This is a genomic window from Paludisphaera soli (genome assembly GCF_011064595.1).
GTDB lineage: Bacteria > Planctomycetota > Planctomycetia > Isosphaerales > Isosphaeraceae > Paludisphaera > Paludisphaera soli.
In genome coordinates this window covers 56235-78462 of the sequence record NZ_JAALJI010000031.1, presented here as the reverse complement: position 1 = coordinate 78462, position 22228 = coordinate 56235, and the positions used below count along the sequence as shown (strand labels likewise).

At 68.9% G+C, this 22228-nt stretch carries 17 protein-coding genes; 7 read left to right on the top strand and 10 right to left on the bottom strand.

Translation table 11 applies throughout. The features are described from left to right. Positions 1 to 153: 153 nt before the first annotated feature. Positions 154 to 531 carry a hypothetical protein gene (locus G6O68_RS27110; RefSeq protein ID WP_165252065.1) on the top strand — a complete coding sequence of 126 codons (378 nt, stop codon included), beginning with the start codon at positions 154 to 156 and terminating at the stop codon, positions 529 to 531. Positions 532 to 810: 279 nt separating this feature from the next. Here G6O68_RS27110 and G6O68_RS27105 read toward each other — a convergent pair whose 3' ends face one another. Continuing rightward, positions 811 to 3183 (bottom strand): hypothetical protein, encoded by a 2373-nt coding sequence (locus G6O68_RS27105; RefSeq protein ID WP_165252063.1) that lies wholly within the window; start codon positions 3181 to 3183, stop codon positions 811 to 813. 185 nt (positions 3184 to 3368) lie between these two features. On the opposite strand from G6O68_RS27105, the gene G6O68_RS27100 reads away from it, so the two are divergent. From G6O68_RS27100 to G6O68_RS27075, 6 genes are all read left to right on the top strand, one after another. Further along, complete coding sequence (locus G6O68_RS27100) at positions 3369 to 4175, top strand: hypothetical protein (RefSeq protein ID WP_165252061.1); 807 nt, start codon at positions 3369 to 3371, stop codon at positions 4173 to 4175. After that, positions 4175 to 4933 carry a DNA adenine methylase gene (locus G6O68_RS27095; RefSeq protein ID WP_165252059.1) on the top strand — a complete coding sequence of 253 codons (759 nt, stop codon included), beginning with the start codon at positions 4175 to 4177 and terminating at the stop codon, positions 4931 to 4933. Before G6O68_RS27100 ends, G6O68_RS27095 begins: the two co-directional genes overlap by 1 nt. 30 nt (positions 4934 to 4963) lie before the next feature. Continuing rightward, a complete protein-coding gene (locus G6O68_RS27090; RefSeq protein WP_165252057.1) occupies positions 4964 to 5314 on the top strand; it encodes a hypothetical protein in 351 nt (116 codons plus the stop codon). 197 nt (positions 5315 to 5511) lie between these two features. Continuing rightward, on the top strand, positions 5512 to 5958 hold the full coding sequence (locus G6O68_RS27085; protein ID WP_165252055.1) for a hypothetical protein: 447 nt from the start codon (positions 5512 to 5514) through the stop codon (positions 5956 to 5958). A 345-nt stretch (positions 5959 to 6303) separates the two neighbouring features. Further along, positions 6304 to 7200: a hypothetical protein gene (locus tag G6O68_RS27080; protein WP_165252053.1), complete on the top strand. Its 897-nt coding sequence runs from the start codon at positions 6304 to 6306 to the stop codon at positions 7198 to 7200. Positions 7201 to 7417: 217 nt separating this feature from the next. Beyond that, positions 7418 to 7861 carry a DUF3846 domain-containing protein gene (locus G6O68_RS27075; protein ID WP_165252051.1) on the top strand — a complete coding sequence of 148 codons (444 nt, stop codon included), beginning with the start codon at positions 7418 to 7420 and terminating at the stop codon, positions 7859 to 7861. Here G6O68_RS27075 and G6O68_RS27070 read toward each other — a convergent pair. From G6O68_RS27070 to G6O68_RS27030, 9 genes are all read right to left on the bottom strand, one after another. Further along, positions 7858 to 8823: a Dam family site-specific DNA-(adenine-N6)-methyltransferase gene (locus G6O68_RS27070; protein WP_165252049.1), complete on the bottom strand. Its 966-nt coding sequence runs from the start codon at positions 8821 to 8823 to the stop codon at positions 7858 to 7860. The genes G6O68_RS27075 and G6O68_RS27070 overlap by 4 nt on opposite strands. Positions 8824 to 9156: 333 nt before the next feature. Continuing rightward, complete coding sequence (locus G6O68_RS27065; protein ID WP_165252047.1) at positions 9157 to 9849, bottom strand: response regulator; 693 nt, start codon at positions 9847 to 9849, stop codon at positions 9157 to 9159. A 33-nt stretch (positions 9850 to 9882) separates the two neighbouring features. After that, complete coding sequence (locus tag G6O68_RS27060) at positions 9883 to 12573, bottom strand: sensor histidine kinase (protein WP_165252045.1); 2691 nt, start codon at positions 12571 to 12573, stop codon at positions 9883 to 9885. Then, positions 12570 to 13148 carry a potassium-transporting ATPase subunit KdpC gene (kdpC, locus tag G6O68_RS27055; protein ID WP_165252043.1) on the bottom strand — a complete coding sequence of 193 codons (579 nt, stop codon included), beginning with the start codon at positions 13146 to 13148 and terminating at the stop codon, positions 12570 to 12572. The genes G6O68_RS27060 and kdpC overlap by 4 nt, the downstream gene beginning before the upstream one ends. A 30-nt stretch (positions 13149 to 13178) precedes the next feature. After that, positions 13179 to 15248: a potassium-transporting ATPase subunit KdpB gene (gene kdpB / locus G6O68_RS27050; RefSeq protein ID WP_165252041.1), complete on the bottom strand. Its 2070-nt coding sequence runs from the start codon at positions 15246 to 15248 to the stop codon at positions 13179 to 13181. A 17-nt stretch (positions 15249 to 15265) separates the two neighbouring features. After that, the gene (gene kdpA / locus G6O68_RS27045; RefSeq protein WP_165252039.1) at positions 15266 to 16987 is read right to left on the bottom strand and encodes a potassium-transporting ATPase subunit KdpA; all 1722 of its coding nucleotides are present in this window, start codon (positions 16985 to 16987) and stop codon (positions 15266 to 15268) included. Continuing rightward, the gene (locus G6O68_RS27040; protein WP_165252037.1) at positions 16984 to 17076 is read right to left on the bottom strand and encodes a potassium-transporting ATPase subunit F; all 93 of its coding nucleotides are present in this window, start codon (positions 17074 to 17076) and stop codon (positions 16984 to 16986) included. The genes kdpA and G6O68_RS27040 overlap by 4 nt, the downstream gene beginning before the upstream one ends. Positions 17077 to 17581: 505 nt before the next feature. Beyond that, positions 17582 to 20011 (bottom strand): PAS domain S-box protein, encoded by a 2430-nt coding sequence (locus tag G6O68_RS27035; RefSeq protein WP_165252035.1) that lies wholly within the window; start codon positions 20009 to 20011, stop codon positions 17582 to 17584. A gap of 360 nt (positions 20012 to 20371) precedes the next feature. Further along, complete coding sequence (locus G6O68_RS27030) at positions 20372 to 21913, bottom strand: TolC family protein (protein ID WP_165252033.1); 1542 nt, start codon at positions 21911 to 21913, stop codon at positions 20372 to 20374. Positions 21914 to 22228: the final 315 nt, after the last annotated feature.

Genomic DNA, 22228 nt, shown 5'->3' with positions numbered 1-22228 from the left:
GTCGCCTTCACCGAGAATCCCAACGTCGACGGGTCGATGCCGACGAAGCGGTTCAAGGCGGTCTGGGACGTGATGAACGAGCGGGACGAAGTGCAACGCCCCTGGAACCCGAACCGGTTTACGGCGATCAGGAACCATCTCACGAGATCGTCGATGATCAGCTGGATCGACCGACGCCACGTCGAGGGCTTCGTCGGGGAAGACGGCGAGTACGTCAAGGGGAGGGCGGCCAAGTGGGCGGCGGGGCGGAGACTCGTCGAGCTGATCGAACGGACGACGGGACGAGAGGAAGAAGAAAGAGGAGAGGAGGAGGAACACCTTAGTTACAACAAGTGCGACTCCCCATCGGTCTTGATCATGCCGCCGATTCGTGAGGAGCCCACCGACATGGACGGCGACGTGGCGGACGACGAGTTCAAGCCGATCCTCCACCTGTTCGACACGTCGTTCGTGGCCCATTTGAGGCGGGACCACTTCGTCAGGCCGACCCGATCCCTCGAACTGTGGTCCGAGGTGCGTTCGGCGGCGTGAGTTCCGTTCCGGGCTTCGATCTCGTTCCGCCTGAGAAACGACCCCACGGGTCGCAAGGACATCCCCACCGTCCTGGATCGGCTCCATGCATCCCTTGTTCCTGGCTTTCGCCCCGACGGCCAACTCGTCTCAAGGGTTGCCCTTGTCGAATTCGTGGTTTGGAAGAGGCGAACTTGTTGCACCTGCGCTTAGAGGCGACACGGTCGACCGATCGCCAAAACACATTAACAGTAAAGATTCAAGTAATAGTAGTATAATGAATTTGCCTTTGCATTAAGTCTACCGATTGTCTTCCTCTTGGTCGGAGGAGAAGTCTTGATAATCCCTCGTCCAGTCGTCGTCATCGCCGGCGACCCGGGCGAGGATCTGCTCAATCGCTTCTTCCAGGCGTCCCGGCGGAGCCCTTCGCACGTGGTCGGGCAGGTATGGGTCGTTCGTCAGCGCTTCGAGGATCTCCTGTCGGTCCGCCCCCCTGCGGTGCAGGCCGAGCACGTCCTTCCGTATGAGCTTCAGGGGCACCACGCCCGACTTCTTCCTCCTGGGCGGTGGAGTCGTCCGATCGTCGGGGGCGGCCGGCTCCGACCGTCGCCCGGCCGAGGCACGTGCCTTCTCGTCCTGGACCCAGTCGTCCACCTGCCGCACGATCCGGTCCAAAGCCTTCGACACGTCGCCGTCGCAGTTGCGGAGGGCGGCCTCGGCGAGCGACTTCGGGTCGCCTATCCTCCTCAAGACGGCCCTGTAGGTTAGACGAGGGGCGCTCGACGACGGGGTGTCGGCCAGCAGTTCCAAAACGTCGTCCGCCCGCTCCTCGTACTTCGACAGATCGTCGGCGACGCACCCCGTGATCAAGTCCTGCAGAGCCGTGCCGATCGGCCCCGGCGGGCTGCCGAGATCTTCGTCGTCCAGATGCTCGACACGCCGGCGGAGTTCGAGCGGCCTTTCGTCTGCGGCGACCTGTTCGTCGATTTCGTGCCGCCTGGGAACGTCGGCCTTGGACGGGGCGAGGTGAGTCTCTACGTCCTCCATCAGCTGCCCGGCGACGAAATCAACCGCCTGGTCGAGGACGGCTGGCGGCGAGACGAGGTCCACATGTTCGAGGCGGATCAATTCATAGTACAGTTCCGCCTGCACCCATGACTCGGCCTGGCTTCGTGAACCGTAGATGCGATGGATCAGCGACGACTGTTCGAGGTCGAGAGCGGCGAAGACCTTGGCGACCAAGGCTGCCGCCTCCTGGCCGGCGACACGCCGCCGCTCCTCGCAGCGTCGATGCTCTTTCTGCTCGGGCGTTTCGACGGCGGGAGTCGAGTCGATCTCAGGGGGCGTCTCGACGAGCTTCGAGTCAGGGTGCTGTTCCTGCGATCGCACGTCGGCGACCGGACCGTGGTCGGACGCCTCCCCGACCCCGGTTGCTCTCGCCCCGGCCGCAATATCTGCCTCGTTCAACCGCCTCGACACGAGATCGAACGCTTGCTCAAGGGGCAGGCCTACGATGGCGGCGTACTTCGGAACCCACACCAGGTTCATAATCCTGCCGCAAAGCGTTCGGGCTTCAGCCTCCGCCAACAACTCGGGACGTGCGACGACCTCCTCGGGTGTGACCGTCACCTCTTCGGTCCTGACGAGGCCGGCTTCCCGGAATCGGGTTTTGACGGAGCGGCGAATCCGATCGAGCGCCTCGTGGACGATCGCCGGAATCTCGACATGGGGGGCGTCCGTGGAAGATGCCTGCCCCTGCGTCGAGGCTTGTTCCTCGACGACGGTGCCGCCCCCGTCCCTGAGAAGCGATTCGCCGCCTCCACGAGGGACGACGAGATCCTCCTCGATCCGGTAAGCCCTTTGGACGAACCGACGGATGGAGTCTTTCGCCCCTTCCACGGTCTCGTCAAGGAGGCGGGCGTACTCCGCAATCCATAAATTCGAGACGACGGAGGCGTCCGCACCTTTGGCGGCGGAGGCATGGGCGGCGACGGTCCATGCGTCGATGCGGACTTCCTCGACACGGGGAAGGCCGATCGCCTTCCATACCTCGACGAACTCGGACTCGAACAGTTTGATCAAGCTGTCCGCCGGACCCGTGCCCTCCGCCGTCGCCTCGAAGTCCCTCCGGCGATCCTCCCTTTCCGAATCCCGGCCGGCCGTCGCTCGGCCGATCGCCTCACGATAACGCCGCCACCGGGTTTTCGAGTCGTCCAGATCCCTCAGCTCCGACTTCCTCGACGCATCCTCTCGCTCCACCTCTCGCCTCATGGCGTCGAGCTGCCGCTTCCTCAGCTCTTCGTGATGCACGCCCGACCAGAGCCTCGACCGGATGGCACATACCAGTCCATCATCCGGCCCGACGAGGGTGACGTACTTTCGCATCAGCTCGGCGAGCCGATCCGCCTCGTCCTCGATTGAGTCCGGGATCGGCTCCACATATAGGCTACGGTCCCAGAAGCGATCCGGGCTCGAAAGCCCGAGGCGGTCGGCGAGGGCCTTGAGATGAGCGATGTTGCGGGTCTCGGGCCGGGAGATCCCCTCGGTGACCGCCCTTCGAAGCCATTGGTAGGGCACCTGCGCCCACTCCGCCGCTTCCTTGCGGGTCAAGTTGCGGGCTGCGAGCAACTTATCGAGATTCCTGGCGAACCGCTTCTTCTGAGAGAGAGGCACCTTCGACTCTCCAAAGCGAATGTGTAGCAACCATCAGCAAGCCTAGCGGTCCCAAGAAAACCGAGGTGGCCGAGTTGTTTGTATCGAATTTTGTAGCGAAATAGAAATGGCTTCTGACACCAACTCGTGAGGTGTCGCCGGCTGATCCGGCGGACGCAACGCAACCTCAAGCGGAGTCACGAGAAATGGATCACGCACAGACCATCGAGGCCATGGCCGCCACGACTATCGCCGAGCCCACCGCCCCCCGCACCGAATTGCCCGACGCCACCTGGGACGAGGGACGCCTCCTGGCCTACATGCGGGAGCACGACCGGGCCGTCGAGGGCTTGGAGCGGAAGTCGCTCCGGCACGAGTACTACTTCGGGGCGGCGGCCCAGTTGAAGTACGACCAGCTCGGCGGCAAGTGGACCCGATGGGCCAAGGACCAGGGCTATCCCAAGGAGACCTTCCGCCGCCGACGGCTCCTTTTCTTCCGGGCCGGGAGCGTCGAGGCCCTCGACAAGTACGTCGGGAAGATGGAGGCGTACTACGACCTGGGCATCTACCCCCGGCCCAAGTTCGAGGATCTCCTCGCCTTGGACGCCGCCATGGACGCCGCCCCGACCGTCGCCCCGACCGCCGCCCCCGTCGTCTCGGCGCCGGAGGATGGCGTCGTCGAGCCGCCTCTCGCAGCCGAGATGACCCCTCCCGCCCCTTCGATGGTCGTCGCCGCCATCCGCCCGTCCTCGGGAGGGAGTAGTCGGGAGCCCGTGCAGGAGCGCCCGACGGCAGCCGTCCTGCGGGGGTTGGAGGACCGGTACGCCGACGCCGTCGAGGCCCTCCCCGTGCGGCTGCCCCAGACGTGCTGGAAGCTGCTCGACTTCCTGGCCGCCCAGGAGGAGGCGGGGCACGACCAGGTGATCGCTCGGGCCGTCCGGGAGTACTGGCTCCGCAACGGCGACCCGGCCCGGCTCGTCCCCGCTCCTTCGGCGGGGGAGGTGTCGGCTTGATGATCTGTCGACATCCCGGAGGCAAGGCGACGATCGCCAAGTGGATCGTCGCCCACCTGCCGGCACGGCGGCGCTACGTCGAAGGGTTCGCCGGGGCCGCCAACGTCCTGCTGAACAAGGCCCGGTCGCCCGAGGAGGTGCTGATCGAGAGGAACCCCGGACAGGTCGCCTTGCTCAAGGCGGTGAGGGACGATCACGTCGCCCTCCGACGGCGGCTGGAGCCGCTCCGCTGGCGATACGAGACTTGGCTTGAGGCCAAGGATCGCCTCCGAGCGGGGGATTGGGGCTCGCCCCTCGACCTGGCGGCCCTGACGTTCACCCTGCGGCTGATGGGCCACAGCGGCGGCGGCGGGGGCTATTCGGACAGCCCGGGGTGGGACCAGCAGGGGCGTTGGTATCGGGGCGTGGGGAAGCTCGCCGAATGCCACCGTCGCCTCCAGGGGGTGCGGATCGTCTCCGGCGACTGCCTGGACCACCTGCACGACCTCGACTCGCCCGAGACCTGCTACTACCTGGACCCGCCCTACGTCGGCGTCGGCCGCAAGATCTACGGGCGCTTCGGCCTGTCCGACGAGACGCACGTCGAGCTGTGCCGTCGCATCCGACAGCTCCGGGGCAAGGTCGCCCTCTCGGGCTACGCCAACCCCATCTACGACCGTTGGCTGTCCGACTGGCGTGTCGTCTCCCGCCCGGTGTCGATCCGCATGAAAGGGATCGGCCGGGTGGAGCGTGTCGAGAGCCTCTGGATCAACTACTGACTTGTCGACTTCTACATGAAGGAGATCGAGATGATAGAGCACGATTCGACGCTCGGCGCCGGTTTCGAGGTGAGCTTCACGGCGACTTTCTGCTTCACCGTCGCACGGGCCCAGGTGGAGGGGAAGAGCCCCTTCGAGGCGGCGGCCCTGCTGGGACATCGGCTGAAGGGTGACGGTTTCTTCATCTTCGGGGCCGGCGTCGAGTTGGAGGCGGCCGACCGCACGGGGGTCCGAGAGGCGTCCTTCAAGCCCCTCGACTACGACTTCCTGGCCGGCCTGTTCACCGGCGGCGAATCCGTCGTGGAGGACTATCTCCGCAGCGTGCCCCCCGAGGAGCGGGCCGACTGGTCGCCTCCCGAAGACGACGAATGCGAGGGCTGACGAACCGTCGAGGCGGTGCGAAGCCCGCCGACGCCGGATCGGTGCATCCGCCTCAGGACCATCGAGCGGGCGGGGGACGGCTCGTCCCCCGCCCGTCCTCGATTGAGGACGCCGGCCGATGGCCGGCGTCGTCTCGAACGACGGCTGCGAAGACATACTTTCCCACTCCCTGCCGCTTCAACGAAAGAAGGTGCGACATGCCCAAGACCAAGAAGACCGACTCGGCGAACGAACTCCTCGGCCTCCGCAAGACCGAGCCTCGCCGCCGCAATGCCCTACCCAAGGCCGAAGGCCCGACCATCGGCCGCCAGGTGGAGATCCTGCTGGAGTGGGCCTCCGGCGTCTTGGAGGAGGTCGAGTCCTGCGACGAGGACATCGAGGACCGTGGCGACGACTTCGATTTCGACGGCGAGAATCCCAACGCCACCGCCGCCCTGGAGGCCGTGCTGGACCTGCCGCCGATCCCCGCACGGCTGGCAAAACTCCCCGTCCAGTGCCCCCGGCTGGATTGGGACGACCTTCGGGATTGCGTCAAGGCGATCGGCGATCAGTTGGAGGCCGTCCAGGAGGCGATCGGGGACCGGAAGGCCGGAGAGTTCGGCGAGGAGTTGGAGGGGGCGCTGAGTTGGTTCAACGAGTTCTGATCGCCGAAGCCTCTCGCCCGATGTTCGCCGACCTGGGGCCGAGGCGATCCTGAAGGACGTGAGCCCCCTCCCAGGTCCGGGCGCCAAGCGAGACGGACCGCCCAGGTCCACTCCAAGGGCCGATCCCCCGGCGAGGCACCTCTCCGCCGTCTTCTGGGATCGGCCGCCGAAATCCGAGGCGTCCCGGAGCCGAGCGTCCGGGCGGGAGGGGACGGTGCGTCCCCTCCCCGGCCCCGGCCTCCATCGCCGGGGCGTGAGCCGGGAAGCTTCCCGGCCCGACGAGGACGATGGACCAAGGTCTACAAGGAAACGCTCCCCTTGAGGGAGGGAGAGGAAGGTGCGCCCATGCTTGAGGAGGATGAATCGGCTAGACGAGAAGTCGGAGCCCTGTATCGCAGAAATTACCGGCTCGCCGCTTCCGGCTGGGTCGGCGGCGGTAATCGAATCACGGTCGAGATCGGCGAAGAGCCGAGCGCCGACGCCACGAGTCGGAAGGTGTGGCATCGAAGGCATAACTGGTCCGGGACGGATCTCGAAGTCCGCCTGACGATCAGCCCGAATTGGCGTCGAACGGTCGGCGACCGGGGGCTCGCCTTCCTGGACCGTTTGCTCACCACCCACGCCGGACCCGTCGAGATGGACGGCGAAATCGAAGCCTTCCCGGCCTCCTGGGTCCGCCGGAGTCGAGGGCTGTCGGTCCGGGCCGAGACCGGCTGGATCGCCTACCACCGCCCCAGCGGCACGGCGTACCACCAGCTTGGAGGGGAGGCCGCCGAGGCCGTGGCCGCTCTCCGACGGAAACTGCGGCTCCAGGCGATCCCGCAGGTCGAGAGAGACGAACGTCGCCGCCGTCGCAACGAGGCGCACCGAGACCGACTGCAACGCCTCGTCGAGAAACTGGCCCGGCACGACCTCGCCGATGTCGGCGACGTGGTCGTGAAGCGCCGGGACTCGATCAAGGCGGGCAACTGCGAGCCCGGCACCGACGAGTTCATCGACGAGTTCTTCCCCGGACGAGCGTCGGCGACGATCGCCGAGATCGCAGTGGCGGTTGGCGGGATCGAGATCACGGGCCTCGACGAGGCCCGGCTCACGCTCGCCAGGCAGATCGCCTCGGCCTGCCTGGCGGCGATCAGGAGGCACCGACGGGAGCGCCGAGAGTCCGATCGCCCGACATCGGACGGACCAGGATCATCGGGCGGTTCCGGCGCATTCGCACCCGGAGAGGACCGGGCCGGCTGACTCCCGGACCGACCCGATCCGATCAGGGCTCCGGCCCGGCGGCCGTCATCGCCGCCGTCACGCCGCAGTTAGGAAATCCGAGGCGTCCCGGAATCTAGCGTCCGGGCGGGCGGGGACGGTGCGTCCCCCGCCTTCGCCTCACTCCAAACCCGCCGGGCGGGGTCTCCGGCCGCCCTGCTCGGTGGATTCTTCCAAACATGGCCGGGGAGGAGCTGCGATGAAGAAACCGAAGAAGCTCGTGATCCTCATGGTCCCCGTGGGCGGCGAGCCCTGCCGAGCGGCGGTCGACGACCACTGCGAAGCCTGGCAGAAGGCGATCGGCGATCGATATTTCCAGATGGTCGAAGTGGGCACCGGCGTCTGCATCGTCTGCGCCGAGGACTACCACGGTATCGAAGACCGGCCCAACGGCTGCGGCCTGTACGGCCCGTACTTTTTCGTGAAGGTCGACGTGAACGGCAACTCACGCTCCCTGACCGAGCGTCAGTTGGAGAAGTGCCGCCGTTATTGGGAGGCCAGGCGACACGAGGCCCCTCCCACGCCCGACGAGATCGACGCCTCGTGCCGAGTCCTCGCCCTCGGCTCCGAGGAATACGAGCAGTACCGCCTGGCCCGTCGACGGGAGGCGGAGGCGTTGAGGAGGTTCTGGGATTCGATCTAATCCGCCGGGGCGTGCCGCCGACGAATCGAAGGGCCGAGGCCGCTCCTCGGCCCTTCATCGGCGAATCCGAAGTCGAGGCTGCGGCCGGCCTGATCTCTACCGGCCGGTCGCCTTTTGACGTAGAGGCTGTCCCGGACCGGCAGACTCCCGGTCCCCAGGAGGCGGTCGAACGTGCTGACGCCGTTGTCGAGCAGGAAGTGATCGTCGTAGAGGTCGGCGGGAACCGCCACCGTGCGGTCCCTGCCGTCGATCGACCCGTTGAGCGAGAGGAAGTGGTCGCCTCGCTGACCCTGGAGCCAGGCGAAGAACGCCCCGAAGTCGATCATGCCCGAGTAGTATCCGCCGCCCCGAGTTTGGTAAGGCGGGTCGAGGTAGAGCACGTCGCCGGCCTCGGCGTTGGTCTCCCTGTAATCCCGCACCGAGAACCGCACCGGCCTGTCGGCCAGCCGACGCCGCCAGTCGTCCAGGACGGCCTCGACGCTTTCCGGACTCATCCCGGGCCGCCCCTGGTGGAAGCCGGCGTTGAAGTCGCCCCGCCTGTTGAACCGGACGAGGCCGTTGCGGCACGTCCGCAGCAGGAAGAAGAAGAGGTACGGGTGCGGCCGGCGGTTGAACTCCTCACGGACCCGATAGTAGAAGCCGCCGCCCCCGTCCTGGAGCAGCGTCCACATCTCGGCGTAGCTCCGAGCCAACCCCTCGGGATCGTCCCGGATGACCTGCCAGAGTTCGATGAGCGGGACGCAGGTGTCGCCGCACTCGATGCGCCCGACCCTGATGTCGCTCCCGAGCAGTTCGTACAGGACGGCCCCGCCGCCGAGGAACGGCTCGTGGTAGGCGGCGATCTTGTCGGGGAGGTGCCCGACGATCCGGCGGGCCTGCCGCCGCTTGCCGCCGGTCCATTTGATCAGGACGTGCTGGAGGTGGACCGGTGCGTCCGCATCTTTGCTGGTGTCCGAACTCATGGCAGCCCCCGAGGCCCCTCGAAGCCGCCTCAAGGATACCCCATGCTGATCATGCGGTCGGGGGCGCAGCGATTCGGAACGAGATGCTGTTGATCATCGACTCTCAGGAGAGGGATGCAATGTCGTACGCCTTGAACCCGTTTCCTGAGAGTGTCAGATAACGTGTCAGATAAGGAATGGCGACTTCGACGCAACTCCTTTCGCCGCAACAGATCGGACCACTGGGCTTTGTTCCCGCCGCCTCCACTGAAAGCCAGCCTGCGGTTCACCGCAGGCTGGCTTTTTCGCTAGGCGTCGAATCGATCGTCCAGGTAGGCGCCCGTGATCTCGCTCTCACTCGGCGGCGAAGCGGTAGCCCACGCCTTGTTCGGTGGCGATGTAGCGGGAATGGGCGGGGTCGTCGCCCAGCTTGCGCCGCAGGCCCGCCACGAAGACGCGGAGGTAGTGCGTCTCCTGGGAGGCATGCGGGCCCCAGACCTCCCGGAGCAGGAATCGGTGGGTCAGCATCTTGCCCGAGTGCCTCATCAGCGTGACCAGGAGCTTGTACTCCAGGGGGGTTAGGGGGAGCCGCTCGCCGGCGAGAGTCACCTGCCGGGCGGTGAGATCGACCTGAAGCTCGCCGATCGTGAGGATCGACGACTCCGCTCCGGCGGGGCGGGCGTGCCGCAGCGCCGTGCGGATGCGGGCGAGCAGTTCGCCGACGCCGAACGGCTTCGTCAGGTAGTCGTCGGCGCCGCCGTCGAGAGCTTCGACCTTCTGCGGCTCCTGGTCCCGCGCCGAAAGGACGATCACCGGGGCGGTCAGCCACTCCCGGAGGCGAAGGAGGACATCCTGGCCGTCGACGTCCGGCAGCCCGAGGTCGAGGATCACGAGATCCGGGGGCTGACGGGCGGCGAGCCTCAGCCCGGACTCCCCCGATTCGGCCTCGATCACCCCGTACCCCTCGGCGGTGAGCGAGGCCCGCAGGAAGCGCCGGATGGGGGGCTCGTCGTCGATGATCAGGACGAGATGGCTTCGTTCGGGCACGGTCGTTCTCTCCGAATCGTCGCGGGGAGGGCCTCAGACCTGGTCCGTCTGGACCTTCGGGGGATTCTCCGGGAGCGGGAGGCGGATGCGGAACTGCACCCCGCCTCCGGGACGATTCTCCGCCGTGATGGAGCCGCCGTGGACCTTCGCCACCGCCCGACAGATGGCGAGCCCCAGGCCACTACCTCGCCCGGCGTCGGCGGAGGGCGCGCCGCGCTCGAACTTCTCGAAGATCCGCTCCTCCGAGCCGGGCGGCAGGCCGGGGCCGTCGTCGGCCACGGTGACCACAAGCCAACGGGCCTCGGGACGCGCCGTGATCCAGACCGTCGCCCCCGCGGGCGTGTAGCGGGCGGCGTTCTCCAGCAGGTTGACGAACATCTGCTCCAGCAGCAGGCCGTCCAGGAGGAGCAGCGGCAGGTCGGCGGGGATCGACACCTCGACCCGCCGATCGCCGAGATCCGGGCGCATGCGGACCAGCGCCGAGCCGATCACCTCCTCCAGGATGTTCCACTGCATCCGCGCCGTCGCCGCGCCGGCGTCGAGGCGGGACATCTGGAGGATGTTCTCCAGCAGCCGGGTCAGGCGGGTCGCCTCGTCGGCGATCGTTTCCAGAAGTTGACGACGGGTCGAATCATCCATCGCGTCGCCCTGAAGCAGGCTGCCGCTCGCGCCGGCGATCGCGGCCAGCGGCGTGCGCAGGTCGTGCGACACCCCGTTGAGCAGCGTGTTGCGGACCTGCTCGGTCTGGGCCTTCACCAGGGCGTCGGCCGCGGCCAGCGACATCCGGTCGCGCTCGACGGCCAGGGCGAGCTGCCCCGCGCACGACTCCAAGAGACGCCTCTGGTCGGGCTCCAGGAGCCTCTCGATCGAGTCGGTCCTCACGGCGAGGGCGCCGACGGTCTGCTGCGACGCGGTCAGCGGCAGGAAGAGCGCGACGGCGTTGGGCAGGGTGTCGGTGGCCGCCCCGGCCATCCGGTCGTGCTCGATCACCCACCGCGCGGTCGGGTCGCTGATCGGATGCGAGGCGATGGTCGACTTGCGGCCGAACGCGACCTCGGGGGCTTCGCCCGGGCTTCCCAGATACAGGGCCACCTCCCCTCCGGTCAGCTCGGCGACCTTCCGGGCCGCCGCCGACGCGAGGAAGGTCGCCCCGGAGATCGAGGCGAGTTGCCTGCCCAGCTCGTACAGGGCCGTGAGGCGCCTCTCCCGAACCTTGCCCGCGTCGAGCTGCGCCTTCAGGCGGGCCGTGAGGGTGCTGACCAGGAGGGCGATGGCGAGCATGACGCCGAAGGTCACGACGTATCGGGTGTCGGCGACGGCGAGCGTGTAATGCGGGAGCACGAATCCGAAATCGAAGATCAGCACGGCGAGCAGGCTGGCCAGGACCGACGGCCCGCGGCCGCAGCGGGCGGCCGTCACCGCCACTGAGGCGAGGAAGATCATGACGACGTTGGCCTCGCCCAGCCCGATATGGTCGGCGAGCGAGGCGACGAGGGCGCCGGCGGCCAAAATCGCCGCGGCCCGGTAATAGGCGGCCCGATCGGAGGCCGCGGCGGGGGGGCCGAAGCCGATCCGGCGGATCGGTTCGCCTTCGCCGCGGACCACGTAGACGTCGATGTCTCCGCTGCGCTCGAGCAATTCGTCGACGATCGAGCCGGAGAACAGCCGACGCCAGCGTGGCTGTTCGGTCTTGCCGACGAGGATCCTGGTCACGTTCCGGGAGCGCGCGCAGTCGAGGAGGGCGGCGGCGACGTCCTCTCCCGAGAGCGCGACCACCTCGGCCCCCAGGCGCTCGGCGAGTCGGTAGTGCGTCGCCATCCGCTCCTGGACGACCGGGTCGGCCGTCATCCCCACGCGCTCCACCGAGGCGGCGATCCAGGGCGCGTCGAGGGCCGAGGCCAGCCGCTTCGCCGTGCGGAGGACCCGGGCGGTGGACGGGCTCGGCCCCACGCAGACCAGCAGCCGGTCCGCGGTCGCCCAGGGCTCGGTGGCCGACCGCTCCCGGCGGGCGTTCTCGACGTCGGACTGGACCCGGCGGGCGGCCTGCCGGAGCGAAAACTCCCGGAGCGACACGAGGTTCGACTTCCGGAAGTAGCCGGCCAGCGCCCGATCGGCCTGCTCGGGCCGGTAGACCTTGCCGGCTTTCAGCCGATCGACCAGATCCTCGGGCGAGACATCGACCAGCTCCAGGTCGTCGGCCCGGTCGAAGACGCCGTCGGGGAGGGTCTCGCGGACCGTCACGCCGGTCACGCGGCCGATCACGTCGTTGAGGCTCTCGATGTGCTGGACGTTGAGCGTGGTCCAGACGTGGACTCCCGCTTCGAGAAGCTCCTCGACGTCCTGCCATCGCTTCGCGTGGCGGCAGCCCTCGGCGTTGGTGTGGGCCAGCTCGTCGACGAGGATCAGCTCGGGACGCCGCGCCAGGGCCGCGTCCACGTCGAACTCCCGCAGCGCGACGCCGCGGTGCTCGACCTCGCGGGTCGGCAGGACCTCCATCCCCTGGAGCAGGGCGGAGGTGTCGGGCCGTCCGTGGGGCTCGACGTAGCCGACGACCACCTCGCGTCCCGCCGCGACGGCCCGCCGCGCGGCTTCCAGCATGGCGTAGGTCTTGCCCACGCCGGCCGCGTATCCGAAGAAGATCTTGAGCGCGCCCCGGCCTCGCCGGGACTCCTCCGCCTGGACCTGCCTCAGCAAGGAATCGGGATCGGGGCGGCCGTCGTTCATGGTGTTGGGGTCGCCTCGTCGAGCGCGAGGTTGAGCAGGAGGACGTTCACGCGAGGCTCGCCGAGCAGGCCGAACTGCCTCCCCTCCACGTGGCGGGCCACGAGCCGACGGACCTCATCTTCCGACTTCCCCCGGGCCTTCGCCACCCGTGGGACCTGGACTTCGGCCGCCTCGGGGCTGATGTGCGGGTCGAGGCCGCTCCCCGAGGCGGTGACGAGATCGACGGGGATGCGTCCGACGGAGGGGTCGCCGCCTCGCACCTCGTCGATCCGGGCCCGGACGTTCTGCCGGAGTGCGGGGTTGAGCGGGCCGAGGTTCGAGCCCGCCGACGCCCCGGCGTTGTACGGCGTCGGCGAGGTCGCCGAGGGGCGGCCCCAGAAGTATCGGGGCTCGCGGAACGGCTGGCCGATGAGCGACGAACCCAGGGCCTCGCCGCCGCGGACGACGAGGCCGCCCCCCGACTGGGACGGGAAGACGAGCTGGGCGACGGCCGTGACGGCGAGGGGATAGGCCACGCCGGTCAGCCCGGTGAGGACCGTGAGCATCAAGACGGCGGTGCGAAAATCTTCCTTCATGGATCTCGTCTCGAAAGGAGCCAGGAGTCTTCAGGCGATCCCGATCGCCCAGAGCAGCGTGTCGATGGCCTTGATGCCGACGAACGGCACGATCAGCCCGCCCAGGCCGTAGACGAGCAGGTTGTCCCGGAGGATCTGCGCGGCGCCGACCGGCCGGTAGCGGACCCCCTTCAGGGCCAGGGGGACCAGGGCGATGATGATCAAGGCGTTGAAGATCACCGCCGACAGGACGGCGCTCGCCGGCGAGGACAGCCGCATCACGTCGAGCGACTTGAGCACGGGGAAGGTCGCGGCGAAGGCGGCCGGCAGGATGGCGAAGTATTTGGCCACGTCGTTGGCGATGCTGAAGGTGGTCAGCGCGCCTCGGGTCATGAGGAGCTGTTTGCCGATGTTGACGACCTCGATGAGCTTCGTGGGGTTCGAGTCGAGGTCGACCATGTTGCCGGCTTCCTTGGCCGCCTGAGTCCCCGTGTTCATGGCGACCGCGACGTCGGCCTGGGCGAGCGCCGGGGCGTCGTTGGTGCCGTCGCCGGTCATCGCCACCAGGCGTCCGCCCTTCTGGTATTCGCGGATCAGGGCCAGTTTGGCCTCGGGGGTCGCCTCGGCCAGGAAGTCGTCGACGCCGGCCTCGGCGGCGATGGCGGCGGCGGTGAGCGGGTTGTCGCCGGTGATCATCACGGTCTTGATGCCCATGCGGCGAAGCTCGGAGAACCGCTCCTTGATGCCCCCCTTCACGACGTCCTTCAGCTCGATCACGCCGAGCGCCTGGGCGTCGCGGCTGACGACGAGCGGGGTGCCGCCGGATCGGGAGATCCGCCGGACCTCTTCCTGCAACGAGGCCGGGGTCGTCCCGCCCTGATCGCGGATGTGGCGATCCACCGCGTCGGCGGCGCCCTTGCGGATGACCCGGCCTTCGAGGTCGACGCCGCTCATGCGAGTGTTGGCCGTGAAGGGGACGAACTCGTGCTCGCGACCCTGGAGGTCGTGGCCGCGGAGCCCGAATCGGGTCTTCGCGAGCACCGCGATGCTGCGGCCCTCGGGGGTCTCGTCGGCGATCGAGGCGACCTGGGCGGCCTCGGCCAGGTCTCGCTCGGACACCCCCTCGGCGGGGTGGAAGCGGGTCGCCTGGCGATCGCCCAGGGTGATCGTGCCGGTCTTGTCGAGCAGCAGCACGTCCACGTCGCCGGCCGCCTCCACGGCCCGGCCCGACATGGCAATGACGTTGGCCCGGCTCAGTCGGTTCATCCCGGCGATGCCGATCGCCGAGAGCAGGGCCCCGATCGTCGTCGGGGCGAGGCAGACGAAGAGGGCCGTCAGCACCGTCAGCGTGATCGGCCGTCCCTGCCCGGAGGCCTCGACGCTGTATCGCGAGAACGGGAGGAGCGTGGCGACGACCAGCAGGAAGACGAGCGTCAGGGCGGCCAGCAGGATCGCCAGCGCGATCTCGTTGGGCGTCTTCTGCCGCTTCGCCCCCTCGACCATGGCGATCATGCGGTCGAGGAAGCTCTCGCCCGGCAGGGTCGACACCCGGATCAGCAGCCAGTCGGAGATGACCCGCGTCCCGCCGGTGACCGCGCTGCGGTCGCCGCCGCTCTCGCGGACGACGGGCGCGCTCTCGCCCGTGATGGCGCTCTCGTCGACCGAGGCGACCCCCTCGACGACTTCGCCGTCGGCGGGGATGATCTCGCCCGCGTGGACCATCACCAGGTCGTCCACCTTTAGGTCGGGCGCGGGGACGTCCTCCGTCGTCCGCGCCCGACGGTCCACCAGGCGGCGGGCGACGACCTCGGTCCGGGATCTTCGAAGGCTCGCCGCCTGGGCCTTGCCGTTCCCCTCGGCGATCGCCTCGGCGAAGTTGGCGAACAGGACCGTGAACCAGAGCCAGGCGCCGACCCCGAGGATGAATCCCGAAGGCTCGCCCGTGGGTGTGGTCAAGGATCGGATCCAGAGCCACGTCGTGAGGAGGCTCCCCAGGTAGACGGCGAACATCACCGGGTTCCTGAGCTGGTTGCGGGGGGCGAGCTTGAGGAACGAGTCGCGGGTCGCTTCGAGGAAAAGCTTGCGGTCGAAGGCCGGCGACTGTCGTGCATGGGGCGTCATGGTCTGAGGATCCTCGGTCAGGAGGGGAGCAGGAGCTGTTCGACGATCGGCCCCAGCGCCAGGGCCGGGAAGAAGGAGAGGGCGCCCACCGCGACGACCACGGACACGAGCAGGAACACGAAGAGCGGCGTGTGGGTGGGGAGCGTGCCGGGGCCGACGGGCACGGACTTCTTGGCGGCGAGCGAGCCAGCGATCGCCAGGATCGGGATCATGACCCCGAACCGGCCGACGAGCATCGCCAGCCCCAGCAGGCCGTTGTAGAAGGGCGTGTTCGCGCCGAGCCCGGCGAACGCGCTGCCGTTGTTGTTGGATGCCGACGAGAGGGCGTAGAGCACCTCGCTGAAGCCGTGCGGGCCGGGGTTGAACACGCCGGCCTTGCCTTGCGGGAGCATCACGGCGAAGGCCGTGCCCACCAGGACCATCGCACACGGCAGGAGGATCACGAGCGAGGCCATCTTCATTTCGAAGGCCCCGATCTTCTTGCCCAGATACTCCGGCGTGCGGCCGACCATCAGTCCGGCGAGAAAGACCGCCACGAGCGCGAAGGCGAGCATGCCGTACAGCCCCGATCCGACGCCGCCGAAGACGACCTCGCCGAGCTGCATGAGCCACATGGCCGCGAGGCCCCCCAGCGGGTTGAACGAGTCGTGCATCGCGTTCACGGAGCCGTTCGAGGCCGCGGTGGTCGCCACCGCCCACAGGGCCGAGTTCGCGGCCCCGAATCGGACCTCCTTGCCCTCCATGTTGCCGCCCGTCGGGCTCACGCCGAGCGCGTCCAGGACAGGGTTGCCGCGCGACTCGGCCGCGACCGTCAAGGCGAGCATGGCGACGAACAAGACCGACATGGCGGCGAGCAACGCCCATCCCTGCCTGCGGTCTCCGACCATCTCGCCGAACGTGAGGCACAAGGCCGCCGGGATCAGCAGGATCGCCAGGACCTGAAGGAAGTTCGAGAGCGGCGTGGGGTTCTCCAGCGGGTGCGCCGAGTTGACGTTGAAGAACCCGCCCCCGTTGGTGCCGAGCTGCTTGATCGCCACCTGCGAGGCCGCCGGTCCGACGGCGATCCGCTGGGTCGCCGCGGCTCCGTCGGGCCCGGCGGCCGCTTCCAGGAGCCTGACCTCGCGCGAGGCGGCGAAGGTCTGAACGACCCCCTGCGAGACCAGGGCTAGGGCGAGGATCGCCGACAGCGGCAAGAGGATGTAGACGACGCTCCGGGTCAGGTCGACCCAGAAGTTGCCGATCGTCCCGGCCGTGCGACGGACGAAGCCGCGGACCAGCGCGACGAGGACCGCCATCCCCGCCGCGGCCGAGACGAAGTTCTGGACCGTCAGCGCGACCGACTGGGTGAGATAGCTCATCGTCGTCTCGCCGCTGTAGCCCTGCCAGTTCGTATTGGTGACGAAGCTGACGGCCGTATTGATCGAGGAGTCCGACGAGACCGCGGGCAGGCCCTCCGGGTTCCAGGGCAAGACGCCCTGCAGCCGCTGCACGGCGTGGACGACCAAGATTCCCACGAAACTGAACCAGAGGAGCGCCCAGGCGTAGCGTCTCCAGTCCATCTCGACGGTCGCGTCCACCCTGCAAACGCGATAAATCAGCCGCTCGACCGGCCGCAGGAATCCCATTCCGAGGGGGATGCGGCCCTCGTGGACCCTCGCCATGAACAACCCGAGCGGCCGCACGCACAGGCCGAGGACGGCGAGGTACATGGCGATCTGGAGGAGTGCGTTGAGCGTCATGAGAACCACTCCGGCTTGAGCAAAGCGACGAGGAGATACCCGCTCAGGACGACCGCCGTCCCCGCGGCGAGGGCCAAGGTCCAGTCCACGTCACGCCTCCTCTCGCAGGCCGGCGATCATCCGGATCGCCAGGCCGCAGCCGCCGAAGAACGCCGCTACCGCCGCCAACCACGCGATGTCCATGTTCGAGCCCCGGTGTTCGTTGTCTCCGTCGTCATTAAAGCCGGGACCGCCTCAAACGGCCGTCAAAGTCCGTGCGAGGGGCGTCAAGATTTCGTCAAGATTCTCGTCGCGAGGTCGCCCGACGCGCAGGGAGTTCGGCCCGACCGGATCCGAGGCGGTCGGGCCGAGGGTGCGTCAGGTGGACCGCCGCCGGAACCCTGCGGATGTCCGCAGGGCGAGGAGATCGGCAGGTCGGCCGGACGATCGACGCGAGGTCCGCGCGATCGAGGACTCGAGCGGGATGGGGGGCCGAGGCGAGGCGAGAGGAGAGGTTCGCGAGGTGGAGGAGGCGCTCGACGAGGAGGTCGGGGCGGGGGGAGTTCGAGGGAAGGCCGACGCCCGCGGCGAGTCATCGGGCGACGTCGGGCAGGCCTACGCCTCGACGTGGCTCGATCGGGCGAACCGCCAGGTCCTCAGGAATGAATCGCGGTGGACCCGGATTTGCCGTCGCCCCGCGGCGCGGCGGGGTTCGGGCTCGCGCATGAGTCGGAGGAAGGTCGAGACCACGCCGGGGTCGAGGTGGGTCCCCGCGAGCGATCGGATGTAGGCGATCGCCCGCTCCGGCCGCCAGGCCTTGCGGTAGGGGCGGTCGTAGATCAAGGCGTCGTAGATGTCCACGGCGGCGAAGATTCGCGCCGCCAGCGGGATCTGCCGCTTGCGCAGCCCGCGAGGATAGCCGGTGCCGTCCCAACGCTCGTGGTGGCCGTAAGGGATGTCGAGCGCCGGGGCGAGGAAGGCGATGGGGCGGAGCATCTCGTAGGCGTAGGTGGGGTGCCGCCGCATGACCTCCCACTCGGCGTCGTCCAGGGGGCCGGGCTTGAGGAGGACGCCGTCGGGGATGCCCATCTTGCCGATGTCGTGCAGCAGGGCGCCGCGACGGACGTGGACCAACTCGTCGTCGCTCATCCCCATGGCTTCGGCCAGGCGGACCGTCAGGTCGGCGACGCGACGGCTGTGCCCCTCGGTCTCCTGGTCGCGGAGGTCCAGGGCGCGGGCCCAGCCGGCGATCGTCTCGTCGTAGGCCGCCTCGATCTCGGCCCGGCTGCGTTGCAGGTCCTCCACGAGGCGGGCGTTGTCCAGCGCGACTGCGGCCTGGGCCGCGAGCCCCGAGACCAGCAGTTCGGCGCGCTCGTCGAATGCGCCGCGGCGTTCGTGGCCCAGGATCAGCCCTCCCAGGACCTCGCCGCTGCGGGCCTTGACCGGGACCGCCAGGAGGCTCACGAGCCCCTGCGGGTCGGCGGCGGACAGGGGCTCGGCCAGCGTGCGGAATCGCTCGTCCGCGGCGAGGTCGTCCAGCCGGACGGTCTCGGAGTTCCGCATCGTCGGCCCCAGCAGCTCGGCGCACCGGCGGAGCGACGGGCAAGGGTGGCCGAACGGCGGGGGCGCCGAATCCGCGACGAGCGAGGGATGGTGGTCGCCGAGTCCGACCGGCACGAACGCGCCGCAGGAGGCCCCGGAGAGCAGGACCGAGGCGTCGCTGATCGAGCGGACGAGGGTCTCCAGATCCAGCTCGGCGGAGAGCGATCGGCCCACCCGATTGATCGTCTCGACGGCCTCGGCCTGCGCCCGAAGCGCCGCTTCCAGCGCGTTCCGTTCGGTCATGTTCCGGCCGATGCCCGCGAGCCCCACGACGCGGCCCTCGTCGTCCCGCAGCGACGCGCTGACGAACTGGTAGGGGGTCGTGGTCCCGTCGTGGTTCCAGGCGCACGCCTCGATGATTCTCCGCCCCGAGTCCGAGTCGTCCATACGAATGGCCGAGGCCACGCTCGCGTGTTGATCGGTCGGGAAGAAGTCGAGGGCGGGGCGGCCCCGGACCTCTTCGGCCGTCCAGCCGATGGCGCGTTCCAGGCTGCGGTTCCAGCGCACCACGCGGCCGTCGCGGTCGAGCACGTAGAGGACGTCGGGGATCGTGTCCATGATCGCCTGGCTGTCGCGGTTCAGCGCCTCCAGCTCCCGCTCGGCGCGCTTCCGCCCGGTGACGTCCTCCGCGATGAAGCAGAACCGAGGGCGAGCCGCCGGCGGGCCGGGGATGGGAGCGAGCGTCCCGGAGAACCAGACCGGGCCCGACGGCGATTCGTCGGCGTACTCGTACCGGGCCGGTCGGCCGTCCCGGAGGGACGCTCGATAGCGGCCGATCCAGAGGTCGATCGTCTGGCGATCGTAGCCCAGCTCCGACAGCAGTCGTCCCCGGATCGCCTCCTCGGGGATCCCGAAGTGGGCGACCCCCGACGGATTCACGGAGAGCATCCTCAGGTCATCGTCCAGTAATTCGAGGATGTACATCCCCATCGGGGCGCTGTTGAAGAAGCCCTGGAGGATCGACTCGCGTTCGATCAGGAGCTCTTCGGCCTGCACCTGCTCGGTCACGTCGCTGACGAAGCCGACGCCTCGCGTCGGCGGCCCGGAGCCGTCGCCGAGGAGCTGCCCCGTGTCGCGGAGGGTGATGTAGCGGCCCGACTTGTGGAGGAATCGGTACTGCAGCTGGAAAGGATCGCGGCTGACCCGGATCGGGTCGAGATCGCTGAGGAAGCGATCCCGATCGTCGGGATGGATGTGCCCGGCCCAGATGTCCAGCGGGCCGAGAAGCTCTGCCGGACGATAGCCGAGCACCTCCTCGCAGTTGGGGCCGAAGTCCAGGATCGTGTCGGCCAGGACGTCCCACTCGTAGAAGACCTGGCGGACTTCGGGGGCGGGGCGGCGCCCCCGCCCCGGACCTGCGAACCCGAGCGGCTCGCGAGCCGGAAGACCTCGCGGGTGGGCCGATGCGTCCCGGCGCGACGAATCGCCGCCGCCGCTCGCCATCGGCGACGGACGATCATTCGGCCTTTCCACGAAGAGGTACGATCGCCCCGCGGCCGGACGAGAGACCTCGTCCATTCGAATGTGATCGAACATTGGATCGGATCGCTCCTTCGCGACCGGGATCATCCCGAGATCAGCGCCGCCCGTTCGACCCCCGCTATGGAAGGCGGGAGGAATGGGCGCGATCGCACATCTCCAGGATAGGTCACGACTGGGAGGCTTGCGATTTCGGGATGGATTGCGCGAGAGCGGCTGACCCGGTCCGTCCTTGCTCCGACGGGTCGACGTGACGGACGCGACCCGTCTCCTCGGACGCCGGCGACGGCGGAAGGGTGCGATCGGCACCGTCCTCGATCATGGTCAGGACGACCGGCGGTGGACCTCGGCGGGCGGCGAGAAGGGGGTGGCGGGAGGCTCGGGCACGGCCGGTTCGACATCCGGACGAGGCGGCCGGCCGAGCGCGTGGTAGAGCTGGAACTGCGCCCGGTTGTAGCTCAGGACCGAGTCGAGGTAGTCCGCCCTCGCCTGGGCGAGGGCCTGGATGGGCTGCAGGACCTCGATCGGCCGGGTGGCTCCCGGCAGGCCGGAGCCGGCTCGGATGTTGGTGAAGTTCAGGTCGAGCGACCGGGCCGCCTCCGGGAGCGCCGTGCGGGCTCGGGCCATCTGGCGATGGGCGGCCGTCCGACGCTTCTCCGCCCGCACGACCTCCGCCGCGACCCGGTCCTGGAGCTTGACGAGTTCCAGGACGCTCTGCTGGTTCTCGGCGGCCCGGCGGCGCTGGATCGCCCGGTCGGTGAATCCCAGGTTCGCCAGCTCCCAGTACAGGTTGACGTCGGCGTCGCTGCGGCCGGCGAAATCGCCGAAGAAGTCGTTGCGACCGCCGCCGAAGCCGCCCCCCGAGAAACGCAGCGCCAGGCTGGGGATGAACGGCCGGAGCCTGGCCTGTTTCAGCCGGACCAGCGTGGCGGAGACCAGGGCCTGGGCTTCCGCGAGTTCGGGGCGGTTCTGCAGGCCCGCGACGATCAGGTCGTCGATCGGGAGGTCGTCGTCCACCATGCGGAGGACCGATTCGGCGGGCTCGACCGGGGCCACGACGATCCGCGGGTCGAGCCGCGTCCTGCGGACCAGCTCGGCGGACGCCATCTCGACCTCGCCCACGGCCTCCTCGATCTGCTTGCGGCGACGGTCCCGCTCGGCGAGGGTCCGGCGGTAGTCGGCCTCAAGGCCGGCCCCGGAGCGTGCGAACGAGCCGGTGAGGGCGGCCAGCCGGTCCGCGTTGGTCGCGGCCTCGCGGGCGATCGCCAGCCGTCCGGCGGCGGCCTGAAGATCCAGATACGCCTCGGCGACGCCCAGCAGGGCGTCGTTGCCCGCGGCGGCGACCCGGGCCTTCCGGGAGTTCATCACCTGGTTGGCGGCGAGCGGCTCGAAGATGGCGTCCGAGAACCGCAGCACCGTCGTGAGCCCGGTCACCTGCGCCGGGCCGCCGGCGGGGACCGGCCCGCTCACGCTCGAACCCGAGGCCGCCGTGCCGCCCAGGAACAGTGAACTCTTGCTGATGTTGCGGACCGGACCCTCGACGATCTGGGCCTGGCCGTCGTGCCGGATCCAGTTAGGGCCCAGGAAGATGCTCGGCAGCCAGAGCGCCCGGGCCTGCGACAGGTCGGCCGCCGCCTGCGCCACCCGCGTCTTCGCGATGGCGATGTCCAAATCCCGGGCGCCGGCGAGCCGCAACGCGCCGGGGAGGTCGATCGGGTAGATCTCCTGATCGGGCTCCAGCGGCAAGCCGACGTCCTCCGGGTCGTCCAGGCGGGCCGCCGAGGACTGCACCCCGGTCGCATCGCCCTCGTCCGCGATCGGCGCGAGGGTGGACCTCGCAGCGGCCGTGGGCGATCGCAAGTCCATAGGAGCCGGCACTTTCGGAATCGAGCTCTCCCCGGGGGCGGGGCCGACCGACGCGGCCGGGGACTGCGCCCGTGATGCGGGAAGGAAGGAGCAAGCGGCGATCGCCAGCCAGGCCAGGCGAGGCCCAATTCGTCCTGCTGGTCTCATTTCAGACGCCCTCCCTGGCGATTCGGACGCCCATTCCCCGGAGTTCTACCCCGGATCGTTGATTTCGGCCTCCGATATTATCGGTTTGCGATCCGCCCGCGCTCGATAACTCTCTCGAAGTCCGCACCGCGTCGGAGCGGCCGCCCCATCCGATCAGAGCGGCGGGAT